The organism is Agromyces sp. NPDC058136 (assembly GCF_042884375.1).
In the GTDB taxonomy this organism is placed as follows: Bacteria; Actinomycetota; Actinomycetes; order Actinomycetales; family Microbacteriaceae; genus Agromyces.
On sequence record NZ_JBHVUA010000004.1, the window covers coordinates 193,696 to 215,712 of the forward strand.

Sequence of the window (22,017 nt, forward strand, 5' to 3'; positions counted from 1 at the left end):
GGGGTCGCGTCGAGGGGGCGAGCTGGTCGCTCGAGTGGTGGCGGGGTCGGTGGCCGCCGGGTCGGGTGTCGTGGCCGCCGACCCCGAGGATCACTTGCCGGCGACCGGCGGTGCGACCTCTTCGGCGTCGACCGTGTCGACGAGCTCGGGCACCCAGGCGTCGCCGTCCTGCACGAGCTTCACCTGGTACATCGGCTGGATGACGGCGTGGTCCTCGGCGCGGACGGTGATCTCGCCCTTGACGGAGTCGAAGGTCCAGCCCTCGAGGGCCGCGATCATGCCGTCGACGGTGTCGCCGCCCTCGCGCACGGCCTGCACGATCATCTGCGCGGCGACGAAGCCGTCGGGCGAGAAGAGGTCGGCCTTCGCGCCGGCCGCTTCGAGGTGCTCGATCATCGCGGCCTCGGCGTCGGTGCCCGCGGCCCCGCCGAAGTAGTGGTTGAGGAAGGAGATGTCGGCGGATGCCTCGCCGTAGGCGCCGTAGGTGGCGACGTCGCCGAGGCCGGTGACGACGGGCACGGCGTCGAAGACGCCCTGCTGCGAGAGCGCCGTCCACATGGCGCCAGAGGAGGCGCCGGCCCACGCGACGAAGACGAGGTCGGGCGCGGCGCTGACGAGCTGCTGCGCGAACGGCGTGAACTCCGTGGCATCCTCGGCGACGAGCACGCCCTCGACCGTGGCGCCCTTGCTGCCGAGCACCGCCTGGACGCCGGCGAGGTTGCCCTGGCCGAACGCGTTGTCCTGCGCGAAGACGACGACCTTCTTGCCGGCCGGGTCGCCGATGAAGGTGCCGGCCGTCGCGACGTCCTGGAAGGTCTGGCGGCCCGAGCGGAAGGTGTACTCGTTGATGCCGGTGAGGGCGTCGGCGGCCGCGGGGCCCGAGATGTAGAGGATCTTGTTCTGGGCGGCCTGCTCGGCGAGCGCGGTGGCGATGCCCGACGCGGCAGTGCCGGCGAGGATCTGGTAGCCCTGGCCGATGAAGTCCTTCGCTTTGGCGACGGCGGTGTCGGGGTTGCCCTGGTCGTCGGCCCACTCGATCTCGAGCTCGCGGCCGTCGACGGTGCCGGTGCCGTCGGTCGCGTAGTCGAGACCGGCCTCGAAGCCGGCCGTGTACGCCTCGCCGTAGGCGGCGAGGGGGCCCGTCTGCGAGGTCAGCATGGCGACCTTGACCGGGGCGCCGGCCTCGCTCGCGACTGGGTCGGCACCGGCGGTCGGCGCGCAGCCGACGAGTGCGAGGGAAGCGGCGGCGATGATGGCCGTCGCGAGGTACTTCTTCGTAGCCCGCATGGGTTCTGCCTCTCAACTGTGAATGGCTGGGAATGTGATGCTTCCGGGAGAACCTGACAGATGGTTCAGGTCTCAGGAAAGTACAATAGGCTGCGAAGCGCAACGCTCGCAACCCGTACGAAGGAGTCCAGGAGACATGAGCATCCCCGACGTCGTCATCATCGCGGGGGCACGCACCCCGTTCGCCCGCATCAACGGCAATCTCGCCGGGCAGAGCGCGGTCGAACTCGGCACGGCGGCCATCCGCGGCGCGCTCGCGAAGGCCGGCGTCTCGCCCGACGACGTCGACGCCGTGATCATGGGCCAGGTGCTGCAGGCCGGCGCAGGCCAGAACCCCGCCAAGCAGTCGGCCGTCGCCGCCGGCATCCCCTGGCGGGTGCCCGCCACCACCCTCAACAAGGTCTGCCTCTCGGGCCTCGTCGCCATCACCGACGCCGCGCGCCTCATCCGCCTCGGCGAGGCCGACGTCGTCGTCGCCGGCGGCCAGGAGTCGATGACCAACGCCCCGCACCTGCTGCCCGGCTCCCGCGCCGGCCACGTGTACGGCAGCGTCGAACTCCTCGACCACGCCGCGCACGACGGCCTCACCGACGCCTTCGACCGCGAGTCGATGGGCGCCTCGACCGAGCGCTTCAACGGCCGATACGGCATCGGCCGTGAAGAGCAGGACGAGATCGCCGCCGCCTCGCACGTACGCGCGGGCGCCGCCCAGGCCGCCGGCGTCTTCGACGACGAGATCGTGCCCGTCGAGATCCCGCAGCGCAAGGGCGACCCCGTCGTCGTCGCCGAAGACCAGGGCGTGCGCCCCGAGTCGACCGTCGAGGTGCTCGCGAAGCTCCGGCCCGCGTTCACCGCGGAAGGCACCATCACCGCGGGCAACTCCTCGCCGCTCTCCGACGGCGCCGCGGCGGTCGTCGTGGCCAGCCGCGAGTGGGCCGAGTCGCGCGGGCTCCCCTGGCTCGCCCTCGTCGGCGCCGCCGGTCAGGTCGCCGGCCCCGACAACTCGCTGCACTCGCAGCCCTCGAACGCCATCGCGGCGGCCCTCGAGAAGGGCGGGCTCGCGGCATCCGACCTCGATGTCGTCGAGATCAACGAGGCCTTCGCCGCCGTGTCGCTGCAGTCGGCCCGCGACCTCTCGCTCGACCTCGAGAAGGTCAACGCGCACGGCGGGGCGATCGCCCTCGGCCACCCGATCGGCGCGTCCGGTGCCCGTCTCGCACTGCACGCGGCCCTCGAGCTCGCGCGCCGCGGCTCGGGCAACGCCGCAGTCGCGCTCTGCGGCGGCGGCGGACAGGGCGAGGCGCTGCTGCTCTCGCGCTGATCCCGTTCGAGTCGGTCGCGGAGCGCGATGCGCGGATCGAGACCACTGCCACGGCAGGTCTCGATCCGCGCTCCGTCGTCGCGCCACTCGACCGTCCGGCCATGCGACGATATGCGCATGACGACGTCAGCGCACCCGCCGCTCGACCACCGCCTCCGCCGGATGGTGGGGCGCGACCCGAGCGAGTCGCACCGCCCCGCCACCCCGCTCGAACTGCTCTTCGACCTCACCTTCGTCGTCGCGTTCAGCCAGGCGGGCACGCAGGCGGCGCACCTGCTCGAGCTCGGGCACTTCGGCGCGGCGATCGTCGCCTTCTCGCTCGCGGTGTTCGCGATCTGCTGGGCGTGGATCAACTACACGTGGCTCGCGAGCGCGTACGACAACGACGACGTCTACGTGCGTGTCGCGACCATGGTGCAGATGGTCGGCGTGCTCGTGATGGCGCTCGGCATGCCCGAGTTCTTCCACTCGATCGACGGCGGCGAGCACGTCGACAACGCCGTCATCATCGCGGGCTACGTCATCATGCGCCTGTCGACGATCGCCCTCTGGCTGCGCATCGCCCGGCACGACCCGGCGTCCCGCCGCACGGCGCTCCGGTACGCGGGCTATCTCGGTGTCGTGCAGCTCGCCTGGATCGTGCTCATCTTCGTGAACCTGCCGTTCGCGCTCACGCTCTGGCTCTGGCTCCTGCTCGGCATCTGCGAGATGGCGATCCCGCCGCTCGCCGAGCGTCGCGGCGGCACGACGCCGTGGCACCCGCACCACATCGCCGAGCGCTACGGGCTGCTCGTCATCATCACCCTCGGCGAGGTCGTGCTCGGCACGATCCTCGCGATCTCCGCGGTCGTCGAGGAGGAGCACTGGTCGATCGATGCCGGCCTCGTCGCGTTCGGCGGCACCCTGCTCGCGTTCGGCCTGTGGTGGACCTACTTCACGATGCCGTCGGGCAAGCTCCTCGCCAGGTTCCGCCGCCGCTCGTACGTCTGGGGCTACGGGCACATGATCGTGTTCGGCTCGCTCGCGGCGACGGGGGCGGGCCTCCACGTCGCGGCGAACGCGATCACCGACGAGGCGCACATCGACGACGTCGCAGCTCTCGGCACGGTCGTCGTGCCCGTCGCGATCTTCCTCACGGCGCTGTTCACGCTCTACAGCTTCCTGATGGCGCGCTTCGACCCGTTCCACATCGGGCTCTTCATCGGCAGCATCGCCGTGCTCGCGATCGCGATCGTCGCGGTCGCGGCCGGCGCGAGCCTGCCCGTCGGCATCGTCATCGCCGCGTGTTCGCCGATCGTCGTCGTGGTCGGCTACGAGACCGTCGGACACCGGCATCAGCGGGCCGCGCTCGAGGAGATCCTGCGCTGAGCGCGCGGCACGACGCGGATGCCCCGGCGCTCGGCCGGGGCATCCGCATCGCTGCTCGGGGTCAGGCGTTCGGCCGGTTCGCGCGCAGCACCTCGAGGCGGGCGCGGTACTCGGTCTCGTCGATGTCGCCGTTCGCGAAGCGCTGGCCGAGGGTCTGCTCGGCGCTCGCGCCGCGAGCCCAGGGCGGGCCGTAGCCCTCGGGCCCCTGCGCCCAGTAGCGGCGGCGGCCGCGTGCGACGAAGAAGATGAGCGTGCCGATCACGAGGAACCAGAACAGCGGCACGAGGAAGAAGAGCCAGCCGTATCCGGCGGCCCACGGGCCGGCGTGGGCGGCCGCGGTGGCGAGGGCGGCGGTGGTGAGCATGAGGACTCCTGTGGTGTCGTGCGGTCGCGTCTCGACCGTCGAGTCCGAGTCTCGTCGGGACGGGGCGGCGGCGAATCCGCCCGGCGGAGGCACTTCGACTGCTCCCGCGGGAGCACATGGCCGACGCCGGGGACTCCCTGGGCGGGCGTCTCCCTGGGCCGGCTCCTCCCGGGGCGGGCTAGTCCTGCCAGCCGGGCGCCACGAGGCCCGACTCGTAGGCGACGACGACGAGGTGCACCCGGTCGCGGGCGTGCAGCTTCTGCATGATGCGCGAGACGTGCGTCTTCGCCGTGAGGGGGCTGAGCACGAGCCTGGCGGCGATCTCGTCATTCGTGAGCCCCTGCCCGACGAGCTGCAGCACCTCGCGCTCGCGTTCGGTGAGCACGGCGAGCGCCGCCTCGTCGGGAGCGTCGCGGAGGCCCGTGGCGAGGCGTTCGAGGAGCCGTTTCGTGACGCCGGGCGAGAGCAGCGCGTCGCCGGCCGCGACGACGCGGATCGCGCGCAGCAGGTCGACGGGCTCCGTGTCCTTCACGAGGAACCCGGCCGCGCCCGCCCGTACGGCGCGCGCGACGTACTCGTCGAGCTCAAAGGTCGTGACGATGACGACGTGCACGCCTGAGAGCGCCGGGTCGGCGGCGATCTGCTCGGTCGCCCAGAGCCCGTCGCCGCCGGGCATGCGGATGTCCATGAGGACGACGTCGACCGCTTCGCGGCGCACGAGGTCGAGCAGCTCTTCGCCCGTGGATGCCTCGCCCACGACCTCGAGGTCGGGCTCGGCGTCGACGAGCGCACGGAACCCTGCCCGCACGAGCAGCTGGTCGTCGGCGAGCGCGACCCGGATCATACGGCGTCGCTCCACGGGAGCCGCGCGCTGACGCGGGTGCCGCCGAGGGGCGAGGCGCCGATCTCGACGGCGCCGCCGAGCAGAGCGGCGCGTTCGCGCATGCCGAGGATGCCACGGCCCTCCGTCGCGGCGACGTCGAGGTCTGCGACGGGGCCGTCGGCGAGGTCGCTGCCCATCGGGCCCGGCCCCGTCCCGTCGTCGTCGACCGTGACGACGAGGTCGTCGCCGACCCGTTCGAGCACGACCTCAGCGCGGCTCGCCTCCGCGTGGCGGACGACGTTCGTCAGCGCCTCCTGCGCGATCCGGTACGCCGCGAACTGCACGGCGCGGCCGGGCGGCGCCGCGAGGCGGTCGCCGAGGTGCACCGTGAAGCCGGGGGCGGCGAGACCTCGCACGAGCCGGGGAAGCTCGGCGAGCTCGGCCTGCGGCACGAGCGGCGCCTCCCCGTCTCGGATCACGCCGAGCACGCTCCGCACCTCCTCCAGGGCGGTCTTCGAGGTCTCCTTGATGTGCGCGAGGGCGCTGCGCGCCTGCTCGGCGTCACGGTCCATGAGGTGGAGGCCGACGCTCGCCTGCACGTTGATCTGCGAAAGGGCGTGACCGATGACGTCGTGCAGCTCGCGGGCGATGCGCATGCGCTCGCGTTCTTCTGCCGACTCGCGGCGGCGGAGCGCCTCGGCGCGGTACGCCGCGAGCCGCGCACGCCGGGTGCGCACGAACCAGCCGATGCCGAAGCACACGCCGAGCACGAGCGTCGTGAAGGCGATGCGCAGCGGCGACCAGGTGATGCCGATCATCGCGCCCGTGACGACCGCGGCGACCCACACCGCCGCCACCGAGGCGGCCGCCCAGATCGCGGCGCCGCGGGCGACGGCGAGGACGATCGCGAAGAGGAGCGCGACGTACGGCGGGCCGACGTCGGGAGCGAACAGGAAGTCGGCGAGCGCCGCGAGCGACACCGCGGCGACCGTCGGCCCCGGGTAGCGACGTGCCCCGAGCAGGGCGAGCGGGCCTGCGGCGGCGAGCGCGACGTGCAGGAGGCCGAGCGGCCAGCCGACGTGCTGCCAGAGCGCGATGCCGATCGCGGCGGGCACCTGCACGAGCAGGCTGATGACGACGGGGGCGACGAGCACGAACACCGCGGGCGGGCGTCGACGTTCGAGCTCGGACTGCACGGCCCACTGCGGCGGCCCGCCCCATGGCGGCCCGCCCCGCGACGGCGCACCGCGCCTGCTCGACTCGGGCATCCCCCGATGGTAGCGCTCGAGCACCCCGCGCTCGTCGGCCCGCGGGCGACTCATCGCGTACTCCCCCGGAAGTAGTCGGCAGCCCCCCGGCCGTCCAACAGGCAACGCATCAGAACAGGGAGACCGGTTTCACGAGGTCCGCGTAGATGAGCAACGCGCTCATCGCGCCGAAGATGACGACGACGCCGAGGGTGATGGGCATGAGCTTCGCGAGGTCGACGGGACCCGGGTCGGGGCGGCCGAACAACTTCGCGAAGCCGCGGCGGATCGCCTCCCACAGGGCGCCGGCGATGTGGCCGCCGTCGAGCGGCAGCAGCGGGATGAGGTTGAAGACGAACAGCGCGACGTTGAGGCTCGCGATGAGGCCGATGAGGCCCTGCACCTTCGAGGCGACCGGGATCTCGTCGAGGCTCGCGATCTCACCGGCCACGCGGCCGACGCCGACGACCGACATCGGCCCGTTCGGGTCGCGCTCCTCGGGGCCGAACGCGGCCTCAGCGACATCGACCATGCGCTGCGGGAGGTTGAAGATGATGCCCGCGACCCCGCTGACCTGCTCGCCGACGGCCGGCAGCACGGCCGAGGCGGGCTGCTGCACGACCTCGGTCGCCGGGCTGATGCCGACGAAGCCGACGTCGACGGTGGCGGGTTCGCCCGAGGCATCCGTGATGACCTCGCCCTTCTCGCCGAGCGCGTACTGGGTGCTCAGCATGGGCGTGACGGTGAGCTCGACCTCCTCGCCGTCGCGTTCGACGACGAAGACGACCGCGTCGTCGGGGTGCTGGCGGATGATCGCCGTCGATTCGCTCCACGACTCGATGGGTTCGCCCGCGACCTGCACGATGCGGTCGCCGGGCTCGATGCCCGCCGCGGCGCCGGGCGCGGCCGGGTCGCCGGGCTCGCACGTCTGCCGTTCGCTCGTCGCGGGCAGCGCGCACGCCGAGACCGTGCCGACCGTCGTCGAGGCCTGCGCCTGGCCGAAGCCCATGAGCAGCACCGCGAACAGCACGATCGCGAGCAGCAGGTTCATGAACGGCCCGCCGAACATGATGATGATGCGCTTCCACACCGGAAGCCGGTAGAACGCGCGGTCCTCGTCGCCGGGGGCGATCGACTCGGCGCTCGAATCGCGGGCGTCCTGCACGATCCCGCGGAAGAAGCCCGTCGAGTCCTCGTGCGCCTGCTCGCCCTTGGCCGGCGGGAACATGCCGATCATCGAGATGTACCCGCCGAGCGGGATCGCCTTCACGCCGTACTCGGTCTCGCCCTTGCGGCGCGACCAGATCGTCGGCCCGAAGCCGATCATGTACTGGGTGACCTTGACGCCGAAGAGCTTCGCCGGAACGAGGTGGCCGATCTCGTGCAGGCCGATCGACACGGCTAGGCCGAGGACGACGACGACCACGCCGATCACGAAGGGGAGCACGGATTCCACGTCGGACAGCGTACTGCCGCTCGCCGGGTGCCCGCTGGGCGTCGCCTATCGATCGGCTGAACGGCGTTCGATGCGCGCGTCCGCGGTGCGACGGGCGCCCGCCTCGGCCGCCGCGAGCGAGTCGAGCGTCAGCGAACCGGATGCCTCGTGCTGCTCCACCACGTCGCGCACCGTGTCGACGATGTCGAGGAACCCGATGCGGCCCGCATGGAACGCCGCGACGGCCTGCTCGTTCGCCGCGTTGAAGACCGCGGGATACTCGCCGCCCGCACGGCCCACCTGCTTCGCGAGGCGGATCGCGGGGAACGCCGCCTCGTCGAGCGGCTCGAAGGTCCAGCTCTGCGCCTGCGTCCAGTCGAGCGGCCGCCCGACCGCCGCGACCCGGTTCGGCCAGTCGAGGCCGAGCGAGATCGGCAGCCGCATGTCGGGCGGCGAGGCCTGCGCGATCGTCGAGCCGTCGACGAACTCGACCATCGAGTGCACGATCGACTGCGGGTGCACCACCACGTCGATGCGGTCGTAGTCGACGTCGAAGAGCAGGTGCGCCTCGATCACCTCGAGACCCTTGTTCACGAGCGTCGCCGAGTTCGTCGTGACGACGAGGCCCATGTCCCAGGTGGGGTGCGCGAGCGCCTCGGCCGGGGTCACCCCGACGAGCGAGTCGCGGCTGCGACCGCGGAACGGCCCGCCCGAGGCGGTGAGCACGAGACGGCGCACCTCCTCGTCGGTGCCGGAGCGCAGCGCCTGCGCGATCGCCGAGTGCTCGGAGTCGACCGGCACGATCTGCCCGGGCTTCGCGAGCCGCGTCACGAGGTCGCCGCCGACGATGAGCGACTCCTTGTTCGCGAGGGCGAGCGTCATGCCCCGTCGGAGGGTCGCGATCGTCGGGCCGAGCCCCACCGAGCCCGTGATGCCGTTGAGCACGACGTCGGCGTCGACGCCCTGCACGAGCTGCACCGCCTCGTCGATGCCGACGGCCGTGTGCTCGACCCCGAACTCCGCGGCCTGCTCGTCGAGCAGCGCCCGATTCGACCCGACCGCGAGGCCGACCACCTCGAAACGCCTGGGGTTGGCCCGGATGACGTCGAGCGCCTGCGTGCCGATCGAACCGGATGAGCCGAGGATGATGATCTTGCGCACGAGACCACTGTATGGCGCGGAGCGCCGTGGCATCCGCCCGGAGTGTTCGGTGAAGCTCAGACGAGGACCGCGACCGTCGCGACGACCGCCCCCGGCACCGCGAGGTCGTGGAACCGGATGCCCCGCCAGCCCGGCCCGAACTCGGGCACGGTGCGCGCGATGCGACCGATGCCCTCGTCGTCGCCCGGCATCGTGAGGGCGAGCGTCGAGGGCTCGGTGAACTCGGTGTGCCCGATCGCCCGCAGCAGCGCCGACTTGCGCGCCCACAGCGTCGCCCGCGCCCGGGCCCGCCCTGGAGCGTCGAGAGCGGCGAGCGCCTCGCGTTCGCTCGGGTGCAGCGCAGCCTCGTCGACGGCCTCGAGCGCAGTGCCCCCGACGAGTTCGACGCCGACCCCGACCCGCCGCCTCGTCGCCGCCGCGGCGACGACGAGGTCGCCTGCGCCGCCCGCATCGACGAACCACTGCGCGCCCGACGGCGTCGTCGGGTAGCCGACCCTCGGCCGGCCATGCCGACCGCCGCACGTCTCGCACGCCTGCACGAGCTCGACGTCGTCCGCCGGCACGCCGGCGCCCGCCCCGACGAGTCGGCGCAGCAGCAACTCGGGCGCGGGGCCCCGCCGGCCGCGCGTGGCGAGCACCGCCCGGGCGTCCCCGCCCGGCAGTTCGACGATCTCGCCGTCGGCGACCGCATCCATGCCGACAATCCTCCCCCATCGGGCGGGGTCCGCGGCAGGCCGCGGATATTCCGCCGTTCGCATATCGCCGCTCGTAGGGTCGGATGGTGAGTGAGATCGAGGCCGACGCCGTTCCCGCCCCCGCGGTCAAGCGGGGCCCCGCGTATCGCATCTTCCGCGGAATGCTCCGGCCGATCGCCCTCCTGGTGTATCGGCCGACCATCACGGGTACCGAGCACATCCCGAAGCGCGGGCCCGTCATCCTCGCCTCGAACCACCTGTCCTTCGTCGACAGCGTCGTGATCCCGCTGGCCTCGCCGCGGCCCGTGCAGTTCCTCGCGAAGTCGAGCTACTTCACCGGCACCGGGTTCTCGGGTTGGCTCTCCCGAACCTTCTTCGGTGCGATCGGCGCCGTGCCCGTCGAACGCGGCGCCGGCGCCGCCGCGCAGGAGGCGCTCGACGCCGGCCGCCGCATCCTCGAGCAGTCCGAGGCCTTCGCCATCTACCCCGAGGGCACCCGATCGACCGACGGCCGGCTCTACCGCGGCCGCACGGGGGTCGCGTGGCTCGCGCTCACGACGGGGGCCACGGTCGTGCCCGTCGGGCTCATCGGCACGCAGGAGATCCAGCCCGTGGGCGCGAAGATGCCGCGCGTGCGACCCGTCACGGTGCGCTTCGGCGAGCCGCTCGACCTCAGCCACCACGGCCCGGCCACGAGCGGGCGCGCGCGCCGCGCCGCCACCGACGAGATCATGGACGCGATCCACGCCCTCACCGGGCAGGAGCTCGCAGGCGCTTACAACGAGGTGCCGCCGCAGGGCGCCCTCGCCCGGCTCGCCGACAAGGTCGTGCCGCGCGAGCGGGTCTGACCGGGCTCCCAGCCGGCACCCCGCATCGCCCGATAGGGTCTCCTCGATGTCCTTCCCGAAGCTCGCCGCCGTCGCCGCGCTCGCGACGACCGCCCTGCTCATGCTCGCCGGCTGCGCACCCGGCTCGACCGACTCCGCCGGCGATGCGGGCGAGGGCGAGCGGTGGCAGGGCGGCGCCGCGGTGCGCATCGCGCCGACGCCCGAGTTCGAGATCCCCGCGGCGAGCGGCGAGTTCGACCCAGGGCTCATCGTCAGCGACGACGCCTTCTACGACGCGACCGCGATGAACGCGGCCGAGATCCAGCTGTTCCTCGAGGGCCTCGACTGCCGACCCGTCGACGACGTGCCGTGCCTCTCCGACTACCGCGAGACCACCCGATCGCAGCCCGCGCAGGGCGGACGCCACTGCGCCGCCTACGAGGGCGCCACCCGCGAGCGGGCGAGCCGCATCATCGAGAAGGTCTCCGAGGCGTGCGGGATCAGCCCGCGCACCCTGCTCGTGCTGCTGCAGAAGGAGCAGTCGCTGCTCACCAGGCCGAGCGAATCGGGCTACCTGCGCGCCACCGGCTACGGCTGCCCCGACACGGCCGACTGCGACACGAAGTACTTCGGCTTCTTCAACCAGGTGTACAACGCGGCCTGGCAGTTCCGGCAGTACACCGAGGAACCCGAGCGGCAGTACCGGATCGGCGCGGTCGACGTGCAGTTCCACCCCGATGCGGCGTGCGGGGCGACGAAGGTCGAGATCCGCAACCAGGCCACCGCGAACCTCTACAACTACACGCCGTACCAGCCGAGCGCGGCCACCCTCGCGGCCCCCGAGACGGGCGACGACTGCTCGGCGTTCGGCAACCTCAACTTCTGGCGCCTCTGGCACCGCTGGTTCGGCGACCCCCAGGACGAGCGCTACCCGGGCTTCCTGCCCGAGTGCAGCCGACTCGTGGGCGGCCACAGCTGCCCGCCCGGGCCGACGCTGCCCGCGCGTCCCCGCGCCTGAGCGGTCGCGTCTCAGGCCTCGCCGAGCACGACCGCGGTCGCCTCGTGGCGCACCGGGAACGCGACCGAGGCGGCGATGAAGCACTTCTCGGATGCCTCGTGGTGCAGCGATTCCGCGAGCGCCAGCATCGTGGCATCCGCGACGACGACCCTCGGCCGCAGCACGACCTCGGTGAACGCACCGCCGCCGTGGCGGTCCTCCACCATCGTGCCGCGCGGAGCGTCCGTGTAGCCGCGGACGATGACGCCGTGGTTGGTGGCGACGTGCAGGTACGAGAGCATGTGGCACTGCGCGAGCGCGGCGATGAGCAGCTCCTCGGGGTTCCACCGTTCGCGGTCGCCGTGGAACACGCGGTCGCTCGAACCCGCGATCTCGTGCTCCTTCCCGGCCGCGCGCACCACGTGGCCTCGGCGGTAGTCGCGGTACCCGCTCGTGCCGGTGCCCCGATCGCCCTGCCACTCGATCGCGACCTCGTAGTGGTGCGTGCCGAGCATCCCATCGCCTCCTCGCAGGCCGGTGCCGACCTCGTCGCGACACCCGTCCTCCCCTGATTCTGCCGCGTCCACGGCGATAAGGTGGAGGCACCATGACTGACTCCCAGATTTCCGCCCAGGCCGTCGCGCCGGCGTACACCGTGCCGCAGGAGCGCAAGATCGTCACCGCCGTCCCCGGCCCCAGGTCGCAGGAGCTGCAGGCCCGACGCCTCGAGGTCGTCTCGGCCGGCGTCTCGAGCGCCCTGCCCGTGTTCATCGAGCGCGCGAACGGCGCCGTCCTCGTCGACGTCGACGGCAACCAGTTCCTCGACTTCGGCGCCGGCATCGGCGTGACCACCGTCGGCCACACCGAGGCCGGCGTCGTCGCCGCGGCGCGCGAGCAGCTCGGCGACGTCATCCACACCCTCTTCACCGTGACGCCGTACGAAGAGTACGTGCGGGTCGCCGAGCTGCTCGCGCAGCACACCCCCGGCAACTGGGCGAAGAAGTCGGTGCTCGTGAACTCGGGCGCCGAAGCCGTCGAGAACGGCGTGAAGATCGCCCGCAAGCACACCGGCCGCCGCGCGGTCGCGGTGCTCGACCACGCGTACCACGGGCGCACGAACCTCACGATGGCGATGAACTACAAGGCGATGCCGTACGGCACCGGCTTCGGCCCCTTCGCGGGCGATGTCTACCACGCCCCCAACTCGTACCCCTACCGCGACGGCCTCTCGGGCGTCGACGCGGCGGCCCGCACGATCGCGTACCTCGAGAAGGTCGTCGGCGCGTCCGACCTCGCCTGCCTCGTCGTCGAGCCCATCCAGGGCGAGGGCGGCTTCGTGGTGCCGGCCGACGGCTACCTGCCCACCCTCCAGGCGTGGTGCACCGAGCAGGGCGTCGTCATGATCGCCGACGAGATCCAGTCGGGCTTCGCCCGCACGGGCCGCTGGTTCGCGAGCGAGCACTTCGGGTGGGAGCCCGACCTCGTGCTGAGCGCCAAGGGCATCGCGGGCGGTCTGCCGCTCGCCGCCGTCACCGGCCGTGCCGAGATCATGGACTCCGCGCACGCCGGCGGCCTCGGCGGCACCTTCGGCGGCAACCCCGTCGCGTGCGCCGCCGCGATCGCCGTGTTCGAGGCCATCGAGGAGCACGACCTCCTCGCCGAGGGCAGCCGCATCGAGGCAGCGCTCGTCACGGGGCTCGAGCGGCTGAAGCAGCGCTACGACCTCATCGGCGAGATCCGCGGCAAGGGCGCGATGATCGCGATCGAGCTCGTCCAGCCCGGCACCGGTGCGACGACGAAGGCACCGAACCCCGAGGCGGTCTCGCAGCTCGTCGCGTACGCGGCGCAGCAGGGCGTGCTGTTCCTCAGCGCCGGTACCTACGGCAACGTGCTGCGCTTCCTGCCGAGCCTCGCGATGAGCGACGCCCTGATCGACGACGGCCTGCGCGTGCTCGACGACGGCCTCGCGGCCCTCGGCTGAGCCGTGGCCGAGACGTTCTCCGTCCAAGACTCCGTCCAGCTCGCCGTGGTCGAACGAAGTGGTTTCATCGAGTCCAGGCACGCCGGTTCCGCCGTCGTGCTCTCCCCTGAGGGTGAGGTGGTACGTGCGCTCGGCGACGTCGTGACGCCCGTGTTCCCGCGCTCGGCCCTCAAGCCGTTCCAGGCCGTCGCGGTCATGACGAGCGGCGTCAACCTCCGCGGCGAAGACGCGGCGATCGCGATGGCGAGCCACTCGGGCACGGCCGCCCACGTCGCCCTCGTCGACGGGCTGCTCGCCCGCGTCGGGCTCACCGACGCGGCGCTCGGCTGCCCCGCGTCGGCCCCCGGCGACCGGGTCGCCCGCGACGAGCTGATCCGCCGCGGCGGGTCGAAGCGCCGCGGGTACATGACCTGCTCGGGCAAGCACGCGGCCATGCTCAACGCCTGCGTCGCGAACGAGTGGCCGGTCGAGGGGTACCTCGACCCCGAGCACCCGCTGCAGAAGCGCATCCTCGACGTGCTCGAGCGCCTCACCGGCGAGCGGCCCGCGGCCTCCGCGATCGACGGCTGCGGTGCGCCCGTGCACGCGATCACGCTCACGGCGCTCGCCCGCGGCGTCCACAAGATCACGACCGCGCAGGCAGGCTCGCCCTTCGCCCTCTACCGCGAGTCGGCGGCGCTCACCTCGGCCGCGCGCGAGCACGCGTGGGCGGTGGCGGGCCCCGGCCAGCCCGACACGGTCGCGATCGATCGGCTCGGCGTGTTCGCGAAGTTCGGCGCCGAGGGCGTCATGGTGATGTCGGCGCCCGACGGCACGACGACCGCGCTCAAGGTGCTCGACGGCTCGTCGCGCGCCTCGACGATCATCGGCCTGCGGCTGCTCGCGGCGGCCGGCGCCCTCGACGATTCGGCGATCGACGGGGTGCAGACCGAGCTCGACCTCTGGGTCATGGGCGGCGACCGCCGGGTCGGCGAGATCCGCGCGACGGTCTGAGCGACCTCCGCGCCGAGCGCGCGGTGCCGGTTCGGCTCCCCGACACGGATGCCTCGGCGGGATCACTCCCGCCGAGGCATCCGTGTCTTCGGGCCGAACCGCTCAGCTGAGCTTCGCGAGCCGTTTCGCGCGCGCCGCACGCGACACCTGGGCGGCGACGACGAGCACGAGCGCGAAGAGGAACACCGCAGAGGCGATGACGTTCGCCTCAGCCGGGATGCCGCGCGACGCCGAGATGTAGATGTACTTCGGGAACGTCGAGACGGCGCCCGAGTTGAAGTTCGTGATGATGAAGTCGTCGAAGCTGAGTGCGAACGACAGGAGCGCCGCGGCGAGGATGCCGGGCATGAGCAACGGGAACGTGACCCGCCAGAACACCTGCGCCGGCGAGCCGTACAGGTCTCGACCCGCCTCCTCGAGCGCCGGGTCGAGGCTCGCGACGCGGGCCTTCACCGTCACCACGACGAAGCTGATGCAGAACATCGTGTGCGCCAGGATGATCGTCGTCATGTCCTTCGCCACGCCCACCGCGAGGAACTGCGCGGCGAGACCTGCACCGAGCACGACCTCGGGGGTCGCCATCGGCAGGAACAGCAGCAGGCTGATCGCCGAACGCGCCCTGAACCGGTAGCGCACGATCGCGATCGCGATCATCGTGCCGAGGGTCGTCGCGATGACCGTCGCGACGAGGCCGATCACGATGCTGTTGCCGAACGCCTCGCAGACCGCCCCGCCCTCGACGTTGCAGACGTTCAGCCACTTGTCGAAGGTGAACCCGCGCCAGGCGATGTTCGACTTGATCGAGTCGTTGAACGAGAACACGAAGGTGTACACGATCGGGATGAGCAGGAACACGAACGCGATGACCGTGTAGGCCGGCAGCAGCCAGTCGCCGAGGCCGAACCGGCCCGACCTGACCCGGCCGCCCTTCTTGCGCTTCGCATCGAGCTGCTGCTCGCTCTCGCTGAGGCCGCCGAGCACGGCGGCCGCCTGGACTTCCCCGCTCACAGCAGGTCCTCCGTTCCGGAGCGCTTCACGTAGACGCCGACGAGCACCAGGATCGCCGCCATGAGGATGATCGACAGGGCCGCCGCCGCCGGATAGTTCAGCAGCACGAGGAAGTTCGCCTCGATCACGTTGCCCATCATCTGCGTGTCGGGCCCACCGAGGAAGTCGCGGCTCGCGTTCACGTAGTCGCCCGCGGCCGGGATGAACGTGAGGAGCGTGCCGGCGACGATGCCCGGCATCGACAACGGGATCGTCACCTTGCGGAACACGGTGAACGGGTTCGCGTACAGGTCGCTGCCCGCCTCGAGGTAGCGGAGGTCGAGGCGTTCGAGCGTCGTGTAGAGCGGCAGGGTCATGAACGGGATGAAGTTGTACGTCAGACCGAAGATGACCGCGAAGGGCGTGCCCGTGAAGTGCGCGTCGGGCGCCATCAGCGACAGCGCCTTCAGCGAGGTGATGATGAACGACTCGTCGGAGAGGAGCTGCTTCCACGCGAGGGTGCGCAGCAGGAAGCTGATGAAGAACGGGGCGATCACGAGCACGAGCATGAGGCTCTGCAGGAGCGGCCACCGCCTGGCCTTCACGCCGATGAAGTACGCGAGCGGGTAGCTGAACGCCAGCGCGAACACGGTCGCCGCGAGTGCGTACCCGAACGAGCGCAGGATGTGCGGCCAGTACGCCTCGATGACGTCGACGTAGTTCTGCCAGTTGAACGCGTAGTCGTACTGGCCGATGTCGGCGAACTCGCTCTGCGCCTGCAACGAGGTCAGCACGAGCGACACCAGCGGCGTCAGGAAGAAGAGCACGAGGTAGAGGATGCCGGGCAGCAGGAGGAAGAGCGCGATACGGCTCTTCTTCCTGGGTGCCTGCGGCTGCGCCTCCGCCGTCGCGAACGCTGCGAAGGCCATGGTCAGTGCTCCTCGAGCTCCGCGACGAGCGCATCGCGCCGCTGCGCCGCGATCGACCGGGTGTCGGTGTCGGCCGGGAACCGTGCGGCGTCGCCCGGCTCGTCCTCCAGGCCGAAGCCGTGCTCGACCTCCCAGCTGATCCAGACCTCGGCCCCCTCGGCGGCGACCGGCCCGAAGCCGATGTTCTGGGCGAACACCGACACGGTGCCGAGCCCGGGGATCGCGACCAGGTACTGCGTGCTCACGCCCGAGAACGAGACGTCGACGACCCGGCCGGGGCCGATCAGGTTGCGTGACGACGAGGCGGCGGGCGCCTCGCGGTGGAGCGCCACCTTCTCGGGGCGCACGCCCACCGTGACCTCGCCCTGATGCCGTGCGGCGCGTGCCGTCGGCACGATGAGGGGCGAACCCTGCACGTCGACCGTGATCGCCGTGTCGGTCGTGCCGACGACCTCGCCCGTGAAGAGGTTCGACTGCCCGAGGAAGTTCGCGACGAACGCCGTGCGGGGCAGCTCGTAGAGCTCTTCGGGCGCACCCATCTGCTCGATCGCGCCCTTGTTCATCACCGCGACGGTGTCGGCCATGGTCATGGCCTCCTCCTGGTCGTGCGTGACATGGAGGAAGGTGAGGCCCACCTCTTCCTGGATGGACTTCAGCTCGAGCTGCATCTGGCGACGGAGCTTCAGGTCGAGCGCGCCGAGCGGCTCGTCGAGGAGCAGGAGCGCCGGCCGGTTCACGATCGCACGGGCGAGCGCGACGCGCTGCTGCTGACCGCCCGAGAGCTGCGCCGGGCGGCGCTGCGCGAGGTGGTCGAGCTCGACGAGCCGGAGCGCCTCGTGCGCGCGCGCCTCGGCGTCGGCGATGCGCCGACGCTTGAGGCCGAAGACCACGTTCTCGAGGATCGACATGTGCGGGAAGAGCGCGTAGCTCTGGAACACCGTGTTCACCGGCCGCTGGTGCGCCTTCGTCGCGGTGACGTCGGTACCGCCGATCAGGATGCGGCCGGCGCTCGGCTCCTCGAGGCCCGCGACGAGTCGCAGCGTCGTCGTCTTGCCGCAGCCGGAGGGGCCGAGCAGGGCGAAGAACGACCCGGCGGGGATGGTGAGGTCGAGCTCTTCGATCGCTGTGAAGCCCGGGAAGCGCTTCTGGATGCCGACGAGCTCGAGATCTGCGCCACGCTCGGCGAATTCGCGTACCGACATCGTCACGCGCCCAGCAGGATGCTCTGGAACTCGGCCTGGTACTTCTGCTCCTCGGCGCCCGAGAGCGTGCGGAAGATGTGGGCCTGCGAGAGGGTCTCCTCGTTCGGGAAGATGAGCTGGTTCTCCGCCAGCTCGGGATCGATCGCCGCTGCGGCCTCCTTCGCGCCGATGACGGGCGTGATGAAGTTCACCCACGCCGCGACCTCGGCTGCGACCTCGGGCTCGTAGTAGTAGTTGATGAGCGTCTCGGCGTTCGTCTTGCGGGGCGAGCCGACGGGCACGAGGAAGTTGTCGTTCCAGAGCGTGCCGCCCGCGGAAGGAAGGGCGAACTCCCACTTGTCGCCGGCCTCGGCGTTCAGCACCGTGATGTCGCCCGACCAGACGATCGCGGCGAGGGTGTCTTCGCTCTTCAGGTCTTCGAGGTAGGAGTTGCCCTTGATGTTGCGGACCTGGCCGTCCTCCACCTGCTGGCGGAGCACCTCGATGGCGGCGGTGTACTCCTCGTCGCCCCAGTCGCCGGCGATGTCGACGCCCATGTCGAGCATGATGCAGCCCATCGTGTCGCGCATCTCGGAGAGCACGCCGACGCGACCCTTGAGCGAGGAGTCCCACAGGTCGGAGACGCTCGAGAGGCCGCCGGGGATCGCCTCCTTGTTCCAGGCGATGCCGGCGAAGCCGCCCTGCCACGGCACCGAGAACTTGCGGCCGGGGTCGAAGTCGGGGTCGGCGAGGGCAGGGGTGAGGTTGGCGAGGTTCGGGATGTTGTCGTGGTTCAGCTCCTGCGTGTAGCCGAAGCGGATCCAACGGCCCACCATCCAGTCGGTGAGGCAGACGGTGTCGGCGCCGATGTCCTGGCCGAGGGCGAGCTGGTCCTTGACTTTGCCGTAGTACGTGTTGTTGTCGTCGACGGCGACCTCGTAGTTGACCTCGATGCCGGTCTCTTCGGTGAAACGCACGAGGGTCGGGTAGTTGCCGTCTTCATCCTCATCGATGTAGGCGGCCCAGTTGGCCCAGTTGAGGGTCTTGTCGGTCTCGGACTTGTCAGCCGCGGGGGTGGGCTTCGCCTGTCCGCCGCCGGTGGAGCAGGCGGCGAGCGCGAGGGCGGTCGCGCCGGCACCGGCGCCGGCGAGGAGGGTGCGACGATTCAGCTGTGACTGGCGCGCCTGTGCGATCAGCGAGCGGATCATCGGGTCTTGAGGCAGGGGCCGAGTGCTCACGAGGGACTCCATTTCGGTTGCAAGCGCATGCGGGGTGGGAAGATACTGACACACTGCAGGGCGCTCCTGCACCCAGTGATGTCCGAATCGTTAATTTCTTGGAACGTTCTGTACGGAATCCGTTCCGGATCAGGCCTCGCACGGCGGAATCGGTTGCGCGAGCGACGTCGGCCAGCTATATCGAGCGGTCGCGGCGCCCGGATCGCGCCGCCAGAGCTGCGCAGCGCCCTCGTCGAGCAGCGGCGGCAGTGCACGATCGGCGACGAGCGCACGATACTCGGATGCCCCGCCGCGCACGAGGATCGTCGCGCTCTCCCGGATCGTGGGCACGAGGGACCACTGCGCCGCCCATGCCTCGGCGCTGCCGACGGCGACGACCGGGGCCGCCGGGTCGGCGAGCGCGGCGATCACGTCCACGTCGGCCGCCGTGCCGAGCACGCGCGGGGCGAGTCCGAGCCGGCGCAGTCGCTCGGCGTCGGCCGCGGGGCTCGCCGTCACGAGCGCGAGCCGCGCGACCGCGGCGAGCTCGAGGCGCGGCGACGCGAGCGACGCGCCCACCGGCCGCGCCGTGCGCCGGGCCTCGACGATCTGCACCCGTCGCCCGTGCCACTGCCCCGAGCCCGGCACCTCGCTCGCCCGCCAGAGTTCCCCCGCTCCCCCGGCCTGAGCCAGTTCGGCGCGCGTCGCGTGCCGCAGCAGCAGCCGGCTGCCGAACCCGTCGCGGAGCGCATGCGGGACCCCGAGCCATTGGGCCGTCGACGCCGCGACCGCGAGCCCGCGCGAGCGCCCCTCGCGGAGCACCGTCTCGAGGCGTTCGACGGCGAGGGCGCGGTAGTCGTCGGGCCATGATCGGAAGAGCGCGTCGAGGTCGTCGATGAGCAGCAGTCGCGGGTGCGGCGGCCTCCCCGAGGCATCCGGTCGATCTGCTCGCGCGGTCGCGCCGAGCCGCTCGATCGCATCCCAGACCGCGCTGCGCGGCCCGTCGAGTCGGAGGACGGTCGCGTCGCCGTGGCTCGCGCGCACGGCGGCCGCGATCGCTTCGAGCGCGGTCGAGCGGCCGCTGCCCGGCATCCCGGCGACGAGCAGATGCCCGTCGACCGCCGGATCCCAGCGTGCGGCGGAGCGCCGCTGCTGCTCGGGCTCGTCGACGAGTCCGAACCCGACCGCCGAGGCATCGCCCGCGAGACGCGCGAGATCATCGGGCGCGACCCGCGTCGGCAGTGGATCGAGCCACGGCCGTCGCGCCCGCGACAGCGCGGCGCAGGCCACCCGGGCGCCGAGCACCGCCGCCTCGTCGGCGATCGCCGACTGGAACCGCACCGGGCGCCCGTCGCCGCGATCGACGATCGCCCGCCCCGGGGCATCCGGCGGGATCTCGGCCGCCTCTTCGGTGCCGACCACCGCCAGACTGTCGACGCGCTGCATGACCCGAAGCGAGACGCGGATCGCGCAGTTCGCGGTGACCTGCTCGCGCACGACGCCGTTCGGGCGCTGCGAGGCGAGCACGAGATGCACTCCGAGCGACCGGCCGCGCGCCGCGATGTCGGCGATGACCCCGCCGAGCTCGGGGAACCGCTCGATCATCGCCTGGAACTCGTCGACGACGATCACGAGCCGCGCGAGCGGCACCTCGTCTCCGAGCTCGCGGAGGTCGCGCGCTCCCGCAGCGGCGAGCACCGACTCGCGATGGCGGAGCTCCGCGCGCAGGCTCTCGACCGCGCGCAGCGCCTCGGCCTCGTCGAGATCGGTGACGATGCCCGCGACGTGCGGAAGCTCTCTGATCGGTTCGAATGCCGCACCGCCCTTGAAGTCGACGAGCAGGAAGGAGACGAGTGCCGGCGGATACGCCCGAGCGAGTGCGGCGAGCCAGGCGAGGAGGAACTCGCTCTTGCCGCTGCCGGTCGTGCCGGCGACGAGCGCGTGCGGACCGTGCTCGACGAGGTCGATCGCGAGCGGGCCGTCGGCCGCGAGGCCGACGACGACGGCGAGCGAGGTACGGGGATGGGCCCCGTCGATCGCCGCGGGCAGTTCGGCGAGCGCCACCCGCCGCGGGATCCCGGCGTCGCCCGCGAGATCGAGCCGCTCGGCGATCTCGGCGAGCGCATCGCCCCAACGGTTCGCCTCGGCGAGGCCCACGAGCGCCGGTTCGATCGCTGCGGGCGCCGCGCCGTCGCGGTGCAGCACCGCCGCGCGCGGGCCTGTGAGCCTGATCACCGTCGCGAGGCCGGGCGGAAGGTGCCGAAGCTCGGCGGCGACGACGATCCGCAGCGGTTCGCGGGGCCGGTTCGGCGTGCCACGACCCGGACGGCGTGCCGCCGTCGCCCCGCCGAGCTGCGCCGGGCGGACCGTGCCCGAGGCGGCGCCGCCGACCGTAGGCGCCCGCGCCGTGGCATCCGCTTCGGCGACCGTGTCGATGACGACGACGCCGACCTCGCCGGGACCGCCCGCTCCCCCCGGCCGGGCATGCGGCAGCCGCCGCACCCAGTCCCACTCGGCCCCGGATGACGCGGTGACCGAGACCGCCCGCGGGTCGGCCCTCACGAGGAGTTGCACGAGGGCGGCCCGTGCCGCCGAACGTGCCAGTGCGAGCGGCCCGAAGAATCCGATTCCGGCGGGGAGTTCGGCGAGCACGGGCGCTCCCGCGAGGCGTGCCGCCCGTTCGAGCACCAGGCGGTCGTCGGCATCGGAGGGTGCACCGTCGACGCGCACCGAGCTGCGCCGGTCGCCGGCGCCGACGACGACGGGCGACGGAGCCGGATCGGACCAGGCAGGACGCGCCGTCGCCGCCACGATCGCCGAGGGCGCCGGCGACACCCGCCACGCGGCCCGGCGCTCCTCGTCGTGGCGCGCGGCGATCTCGGCGCGCAGCTCGTCGAGGCGCTGCTCGCGCTCGGCGCCGAGGCGCCGCATCCGACGCTTCAGCTGGCGCCGGGTGTCGAGCATCGAGCCGATCGCGACGACCGGGCCGAGCACGGCGAAGACCAGGGAGAAGGGCGAGCCCGTGATGCCCCAGAGCACGAGCGCCCCGCCGACCGGGGCGAGTGTCGCGAGCAGCGGGAAGCCGGGCCGTTCGGGTTCGGGCGGTGCCGGGGGCAGCGACAGCGGAAGCTGCAGCGAGCTCGGGTCGGCGTCGTCGAGTGGATGCACCGGATCATCCGACCACCCCGTTCACGGCGGACGGGC

19 protein-coding genes are annotated in these 22,017 nt (G+C 72.0%); 6 read left to right on the plus strand and 13 right to left on the minus strand.

Features of this window, described 5'->3' with window-relative positions; translation table 11 throughout:
• Positions 1 to 90: 90 nt before the first annotated feature.
• Complete coding sequence (locus ACFVTX_RS13105) at positions 91 to 1,287, minus strand: substrate-binding domain-containing protein (protein WP_386900765.1); 1,197 nt, start codon at positions 1,285 to 1,287, stop codon at positions 91 to 93.
• 136 nt (positions 1,288 to 1,423) lie between these two features.
• On the opposite strand from ACFVTX_RS13105, the gene ACFVTX_RS13110 reads away from it, so the two are divergent.
• Both ACFVTX_RS13110 and ACFVTX_RS13115 read left to right on the plus strand, forming a co-directional pair.
• Positions 1,424 to 2,608, plus strand: coding sequence for an acetyl-CoA C-acetyltransferase (locus tag ACFVTX_RS13110; RefSeq protein ID WP_386900766.1), 1,185 nt, complete (start codon positions 1,424 to 1,426; stop codon positions 2,606 to 2,608).
• A 117-nt stretch (positions 2,609 to 2,725) separates the two neighbouring features.
• On the plus strand, positions 2,726 to 3,976 hold the full coding sequence (locus ACFVTX_RS13115) for a low temperature requirement protein A (RefSeq protein WP_386900768.1): 1,251 nt from the start codon (positions 2,726 to 2,728) through the stop codon (positions 3,974 to 3,976).
• Between the two features lie 61 nt (positions 3,977 to 4,037).
• Here ACFVTX_RS13115 and ACFVTX_RS13120 read toward each other — a convergent pair whose 3' ends face one another.
• From ACFVTX_RS13120 to ACFVTX_RS13145, 6 genes are all read right to left on the minus strand, one after another.
• Complete coding sequence (locus ACFVTX_RS13120) at positions 4,038 to 4,340, minus strand: SHOCT domain-containing protein (RefSeq protein WP_386900769.1); 303 nt, start codon at positions 4,338 to 4,340, stop codon at positions 4,038 to 4,040.
• Positions 4,341 to 4,518: 178 nt separating this feature from the next.
• Positions 4,519 to 5,184 carry a response regulator gene (locus tag ACFVTX_RS13125; protein WP_386900771.1) on the minus strand — a complete coding sequence of 222 codons (666 nt, stop codon included), beginning with the start codon at positions 5,182 to 5,184 and terminating at the stop codon, positions 4,519 to 4,521.
• Positions 5,181 to 6,485 (minus strand): sensor histidine kinase, encoded by a 1,305-nt coding sequence (locus tag ACFVTX_RS13130; protein WP_386900773.1) that lies wholly within the window; start codon positions 6,483 to 6,485, stop codon positions 5,181 to 5,183. Before ACFVTX_RS13130 ends, ACFVTX_RS13125 begins: the two co-directional genes overlap by 4 nt.
• 55 nt (positions 6,486 to 6,540) lie before the next feature.
• Entirely contained in the window at positions 6,541 to 7,866 is a 1,326-nt protein-coding gene (locus ACFVTX_RS13135; protein ID WP_386900775.1) for a M50 family metallopeptidase, read from the minus strand.
• Positions 7,867 to 7,911: 45 nt separating this feature from the next.
• The gene (dxr, locus tag ACFVTX_RS13140) at positions 7,912 to 9,006 is read right to left on the minus strand and encodes a 1-deoxy-D-xylulose-5-phosphate reductoisomerase (protein WP_386900777.1); all 1,095 of its coding nucleotides are present in this window, start codon (positions 9,004 to 9,006) and stop codon (positions 7,912 to 7,914) included.
• Positions 9,007 to 9,062: 56 nt separating this feature from the next.
• Positions 9,063 to 9,701, minus strand: coding sequence for a hypothetical protein (locus ACFVTX_RS13145; RefSeq protein ID WP_386900779.1), 639 nt, complete (start codon positions 9,699 to 9,701; stop codon positions 9,063 to 9,065).
• Between the two features lie 83 nt (positions 9,702 to 9,784).
• On the opposite strand from ACFVTX_RS13145, the gene ACFVTX_RS13150 reads away from it, so the two are divergent.
• Complete coding sequence (locus ACFVTX_RS13150; RefSeq protein ID WP_386900781.1) at positions 9,785 to 10,549, plus strand: lysophospholipid acyltransferase family protein; 765 nt, start codon at positions 9,785 to 9,787, stop codon at positions 10,547 to 10,549.
• Between the two features lie 46 nt (positions 10,550 to 10,595).
• The gene (locus ACFVTX_RS13155; protein WP_386900783.1) at positions 10,596 to 11,546 is read left to right on the plus strand and encodes a hypothetical protein; all 951 of its coding nucleotides are present in this window, start codon (positions 10,596 to 10,598) and stop codon (positions 11,544 to 11,546) included.
• 11 nt (positions 11,547 to 11,557) lie between these two features.
• Here the strand turns inward: ACFVTX_RS13155 and ACFVTX_RS13160 are convergent, their stop codons facing one another.
• Positions 11,558 to 12,040: an OsmC family protein gene (locus ACFVTX_RS13160; RefSeq protein WP_386900785.1), complete on the minus strand. Its 483-nt coding sequence runs from the start codon at positions 12,038 to 12,040 to the stop codon at positions 11,558 to 11,560.
• Between the two features lie 92 nt (positions 12,041 to 12,132).
• Between ACFVTX_RS13160 and gabT the strand changes: the two genes are divergently transcribed.
• A complete protein-coding gene (gabT, locus tag ACFVTX_RS13165; RefSeq protein WP_386900787.1) occupies positions 12,133 to 13,506 on the plus strand; it encodes a 4-aminobutyrate--2-oxoglutarate transaminase in 1,374 nt (457 codons plus the stop codon).
• A gap of 3 nt (positions 13,507 to 13,509) precedes the next feature.
• Positions 13,510 to 14,499 (plus strand): asparaginase, encoded by a 990-nt coding sequence (locus ACFVTX_RS13170; protein WP_386900789.1) that lies wholly within the window; start codon positions 13,510 to 13,512, stop codon positions 14,497 to 14,499.
• Between the two features lie 102 nt (positions 14,500 to 14,601).
• On the opposite strand, the gene ACFVTX_RS13175 is transcribed toward ACFVTX_RS13170, so the two are convergent.
• From ACFVTX_RS13175 to ACFVTX_RS13195, 5 genes are all read right to left on the minus strand, one after another.
• A complete protein-coding gene (locus ACFVTX_RS13175) occupies positions 14,602 to 15,384 on the minus strand; it encodes an ABC transporter permease (protein WP_386901144.1) in 783 nt (260 codons plus the stop codon).
• A gap of 119 nt (positions 15,385 to 15,503) precedes the next feature.
• Positions 15,504 to 16,415 (minus strand): ABC transporter permease, encoded by a 912-nt coding sequence (locus ACFVTX_RS13180; RefSeq protein ID WP_386900791.1) that lies wholly within the window; start codon positions 16,413 to 16,415, stop codon positions 15,504 to 15,506.
• Positions 16,416 to 16,417: 2 nt separating this feature from the next.
• Positions 16,418 to 17,617, minus strand: coding sequence for an ABC transporter ATP-binding protein (locus tag ACFVTX_RS13185; RefSeq protein WP_386900793.1), 1,200 nt, complete (start codon positions 17,615 to 17,617; stop codon positions 16,418 to 16,420).
• A 2-nt stretch (positions 17,618 to 17,619) separates the two neighbouring features.
• Positions 17,620 to 18,834, minus strand: a complete 1,215-nt coding sequence (locus ACFVTX_RS13190; RefSeq protein WP_386900795.1) for a PotD/PotF family extracellular solute-binding protein — start codon at positions 18,832 to 18,834, stop codon at positions 17,620 to 17,622.
• A 129-nt stretch (positions 18,835 to 18,963) separates the two neighbouring features.
• Entirely contained in the window at positions 18,964 to 21,981 is a 3,018-nt protein-coding gene (locus tag ACFVTX_RS13195; RefSeq protein WP_386900797.1) for an FtsK/SpoIIIE domain-containing protein, read from the minus strand.
• Positions 21,982 to 22,017: the final 36 nt, after the last annotated feature.

Bases quoted from the DNA above. Each gene is read 5' to 3' on its own strand.
- ACFVTX_RS13105 (WP_386900765.1), bottom strand. From the start codon at position 1,287: ATGCGGGCTACGAAGAAGTACCTCGCGACGGCCATCATCGCCGCCGCT.
- ACFVTX_RS13120 (WP_386900769.1), bottom strand. From the start codon at position 4,340: ATGCTCACCACCGCCGCCCTCGCCACCGCGGCCGCCCACGCCGGCCCG.
- ACFVTX_RS13155 (WP_386900783.1), top strand. From the start codon at position 10,596: ATGTCCTTCCCGAAGCTCGCCGCCGTCGCCGCGCTCGCGACGACCGCC.
- ACFVTX_RS13130 (WP_386900773.1), bottom strand. From the start codon at position 6,485: ATGAGTCGCCCGCGGGCCGACGAGCGCGGGGTGCTCGAGCGCTACCAT.
- ACFVTX_RS13115 (WP_386900768.1), top strand. From the start codon at position 2,726: ATGACGACGTCAGCGCACCCGCCGCTCGACCACCGCCTCCGCCGGATG.
- gabT (WP_386900787.1), top strand. From the start codon at position 12,133: ATGACTGACTCCCAGATTTCCGCCCAGGCCGTCGCGCCGGCGTACACC.
- ACFVTX_RS13145 (WP_386900779.1), bottom strand. From the start codon at position 9,701: ATGGATGCGGTCGCCGACGGCGAGATCGTCGAACTGCCGGGCGGGGAC.
- ACFVTX_RS13185 (WP_386900793.1), bottom strand. From the start codon at position 17,617: ATGTCGGTACGCGAATTCGCCGAGCGTGGCGCAGATCTCGAGCTCGTC.
- ACFVTX_RS13110 (WP_386900766.1), top strand. From the start codon at position 1,424: ATGAGCATCCCCGACGTCGTCATCATCGCGGGGGCACGCACCCCGTTC.
- ACFVTX_RS13125 (WP_386900771.1), bottom strand. From the start codon at position 5,184: ATGATCCGGGTCGCGCTCGCCGACGACCAGCTGCTCGTGCGGGCAGGG.
- ACFVTX_RS13160 (WP_386900785.1), bottom strand. From the start codon at position 12,040: ATGCTCGGCACGCACCACTACGAGGTCGCGATCGAGTGGCAGGGCGAT.
- ACFVTX_RS13150 (WP_386900781.1), top strand. From the start codon at position 9,785: ATGGTGAGTGAGATCGAGGCCGACGCCGTTCCCGCCCCCGCGGTCAAG.
- ACFVTX_RS13180 (WP_386900791.1), bottom strand. From the start codon at position 16,415: ATGGCCTTCGCAGCGTTCGCGACGGCGGAGGCGCAGCCGCAGGCACCC.